Source organism: Acidisoma silvae, assembly GCF_020618775.1.
Taxonomy (GTDB): Bacteria; Pseudomonadota; Alphaproteobacteria; order Acetobacterales; family Acetobacteraceae; genus Acidisoma; species Acidisoma silvae.
On the sequence record NZ_JAESVB010000053.1, the window covers coordinates 1 to 3583 of the forward strand.

Genomic DNA, 3583 nt, shown 5'->3' on the forward strand with positions numbered 1-3583 from the left:
ATTGGGCACTGACCGGAGCGGAGATTCACCGGAATCTGTCGGCCGTCGCGCTGGTTACGCAGGCGATCGAGCGGAGGGAAGCCGTTCTTTCCGCCGATGGTGCGCTTGTCGTGGAGACGGGCATCCATACGGGCCGCTCCGTCCAGGACAAATTCGTGGTCGAGGACAACGGCATAGCCGACGAGATTGACTGGGGAAAAATCAATCAAAGGCTGTCACGGGATAATTTTGCACGACTGACGGGCCATGTTCAGGATTACCTGCAAACTCAGGTGCTCTTTGTGCAAGACCTGTATGCTGGGGCCGATCCAGCCCATCGGATTCGCGTGCGTGTTATCACGACAAAAGCCTGGCATGCGCTTTTCGCCCGGAACATGTTCATTCGTCCCGACTCCAAGGCACTGGAAAGCTTTGTTCCGGATTACGTGATTTTCCACGCGCCTGATTTGACACCTGATCCGTCGTCCTATGGGTTGAGAAGTTCCACCGTTATCGCTCTCTCCTTCGCGCAAAGGCAGATCATCATCGCCGGCACGCAATATGCCGGTGAGATCAAAAAAGCGATCTTCACCGTCATGAACTGGGCTCTGCCGGAAAAGGGCATCCTGCCGATGCACTGCTCCGCCAATATCGGCATATATGGTGATGTGGCACTCTTTTTCGGCCTGTCTGGCACCGGCAAGACGACGCTGTCTTCCGACATCGACCGGCCGCTGATCGGCGATGACGAGCATGGGTGGAGCCGTGACGGCGTCTTCAATATGGAGGGGGGCTGCTACGCCAAAGTGATCCATCTGCACCAGGAAGCCGAGCCACAGATATGGGCGGCCTCCCATCGCTTTGGTGCTGTGCTGGAGAATGTCGCAATCGACTCCCGGGGCGCGCTTGATCTGGATGACAATAGCAAGACGGAAAACACCCGGTCCTGCTATCCGGTCCACTACATTGCGAATTCGAAATCGGATGGGCGCGGTGGCCGGCCCCGCAATGTCATTATGCTGACTGCCGATGCCTTTGGAGTTCTGCCGCCCATATCGAAACTGACCCATGCCCAGGCAATGTATCATTTCCTGTCAGGCTATACGGCGCGTATCGCCGGTACCGAAAAAGGTCTCGGCAAGGAACCGGTGGCGACGTTCAGTACCTGCTTTGGTGCGCCCTTCCTGCCACGAGCACCGGCGGTCTACGGAAGGCTTTTCCGGCAGTATCTGAGCGAGCAAGATGTGACATGCTGGCTGGTGAATACGGGCTGGACCGGTGGCCCGTATGGTGTGGGGCACCGCATGTCTATCGCGCATACGCGCGCTCTTCTGTCTGCCGCGCTTGATGGCAGCCTGGATCGGGTTCCATTTCAGACCGAGCCGTTTTTCGGCTTATCGATTCCACTGAGTCTGTCAGGCCTGCCGGCCGATTTGCTCAACCCCGCCGATGCCTGGGCTGACGCTGATGCCTATGCCGCTCAAGCCAGGCATCTCGCCGGTCTTTTTGCCGAGAACTTCAGGAAATTCGACGGCGAGGTGGATGACGATATCCGGGCTGCCGCCGTTGGCGTCTAGCCAGCCGGCGTCCAGCATAAATCGGCCACCTGATCCCGGATCAGCTTGATGATGAGCCGCGTGGCGGCAGTCATGGGGCGCTGCGTTGCGGTCGCCAACACCAGCTGTCTGGTGAGATGCGGCGCTTCAATCGGCCACCACCTCAGACGACCGGCAGCAATGCGCGGCTGCGTCGCCGCATAGCTTAGGATTGTATAGCCGACCCCCGCTTCGACCAGACCGAGCGTGGTGGTCATGGCGTCCATCTCATGCTCGATCCGCAGAGTGACGCCGATCCGGGTCATGGCGTGGTCGACCTGCATGCGAAGCCCATGCGGCCTTGCCGGCATGATGAGGGGAACTTCGGCCAGTTGTTCAATCGTAATCGGATCATCGCCCACACCTGCGGGATCGTCGGGTGGGCCGAGCAGAATCAGGTCTTCCTCCAAAAGGGGCTCGGTCAGCAGTGTCGGATGGCGCGGCGCATTATAGACGACACCGATATCGACACGGCCCGTCGATAGCCATTCCAGAACATGGCCGCTGAAACCTTCAACAGCGTGCAGGGAAATTTCAGGATAAAGGGTACGGCAGCGCTGCACGAGGGGAACTGTCAGAACCCAGCCTATAGAAGGTGGCATGGCAATGACGACTTTTCCGCTCGGCTTTGCTCGGCGGGCTGCCATCTCTCCAGTGATGCGGTCGGCGATATTCACCATTTCGCGTGCATGGTTGGCCAGAATTTGGCCGGCATTCGAGAGAACGATACCACGGCCGTTGCGATAAAATAATTCCTCGCCCAATTCCTCTTCAAGAAACTTGACCTGCCGACTAAGTACGGGTTGGGTCAAGGCAAGCGTGACGGCGGCTTTTGAGAAGCTTCCGGCATCTGCCACGCATAAAAAATACTTCAGCTGCTTAAGTTCCAAGAATCCACCCTCAGATGGCAACAGCTTTAGGTGCCGCTGCCTTTCATAGCGATTATAGCTGCTATAGCGGCTGTGTCATCTGGCAACCCATACCGCATAGGTCTAGCTTTTAACTCGAAAATACGGACCAATCATAAGGTCTGGAGGAAAGCGGCCAAATCAGCATCCGCGTGATCAATCTGACACTGACAAGCTCTCCCGATCGTGATCATAGGTCTTGGTGGTTCATGGTGACCTTGATCGGGCGGAGAGTGGGGATGAGACAAGCCGGGAACGGCATGAAAGGGTGGATAATGCGCGTTGCAGTGACGGGGGCCGGCAGCGGTATTGGTGCGGCCACGGCCCGTCTGATGATGAGCAAAGGCTGGCAGGTCGTCTGTCTGGACCGGGATTTGACAGCAGCTCAGACGGTGGCAGGGGATCATATGGCCCAGGCTGTTGATGTGGCAGATGAAGCGGCCGTCGTTGTAGCCTTTCAAGAGATTGCACAAAAACTGGGTGGTTTGGATGCTTTGGCGACCTGCGCCGGCATTTATGAGACTACGCCATTTTTTGAAACGACGGCAGCGCAGTTCCGTCGCGTTCATGACGTGAACGTCATAGGCACTTTCTTGTGCATGCGTGAAGCGGCGCTGATCATGCCGGCGGGTAGTCGCATCTGCACAGTGGCAAGTGTTGCCGGGCTCCGTGGCGGAGGCTTGGCCGGCACCGTATCCTATGCCTCAAGCAAGGGGGCAATCCTGTCGGTTACCAAGAATGCGGCGCGTGCCCTGGCGGAACGCGGTATTGCCGTCAATACCGTCGCGCCAGGCATGATCGAGACCCCATTTGCGGCGAGGCCACTTGCGGATCCGGATATCCGGTCGCGCATCGAAGGCATGGCGATCCAGAAACGGCTGGGCAGGCCCGAAGAAATTGCTGAAGCGATTGCCTGGCTATTGTCTCCACAAGCTTCTTTTTGCAGTGGCATGACGCTGGTCGCTGACGGCGGCATGGTGATGCACTGACAATTAACAATGCGCCGATCGCATAAAGATTTGGCGGACATACAGATATCGGCACGGCGATCGGCAAGCCCGCATCGATTGTGCCAGGAGGAGTTGGCATGGCAGGTCGTGT

The 3583-nt window shown here is 57.7% G+C and carries 3 protein-coding genes; 2 read left to right on the plus strand and 1 reads right to left on the minus strand.

The window, feature by feature from the left end:
* Window positions 1-8 precede the first annotated feature (8 nt).
* Window positions 9-1556 carry a phosphoenolpyruvate carboxykinase (ATP) gene (gene pckA, locus ASILVAE211_RS25645; protein WP_227324191.1) on the plus strand — a complete coding sequence of 516 codons (1548 nt, stop codon included), beginning with the start codon at window positions 9-11 and terminating at the stop codon, window positions 1554-1556.
* Here pckA and ASILVAE211_RS25650 read toward each other — a convergent pair.
* Window positions 1553-2485 carry a LysR family transcriptional regulator gene (locus ASILVAE211_RS25650; protein WP_227324189.1) on the minus strand — a complete coding sequence of 311 codons (933 nt, stop codon included), beginning with the start codon at window positions 2483-2485 and terminating at the stop codon, window positions 1553-1555. The genes pckA and ASILVAE211_RS25650 overlap by 4 nt on opposite strands.
* Before the next feature lie 272 nt (window positions 2486-2757).
* Between ASILVAE211_RS25650 and ASILVAE211_RS25655 the strand changes: the two genes are divergently transcribed.
* Window positions 2758-3471, plus strand: a complete 714-nt coding sequence (locus tag ASILVAE211_RS25655; RefSeq protein WP_227324190.1) for an SDR family NAD(P)-dependent oxidoreductase — start codon at window positions 2758-2760, stop codon at window positions 3469-3471.
* The last annotated feature ends 112 nt before the right edge of the window (window positions 3472-3583 follow it).

Bases quoted from the DNA above. Each gene is read 5' to 3' on its own strand.
- ASILVAE211_RS25655 (WP_227324190.1), top strand. From the start codon at position 2,758: ATGCGCGTTGCAGTGACGGGGGCCGGCAGCGGTATTGGTGCGGCCACG.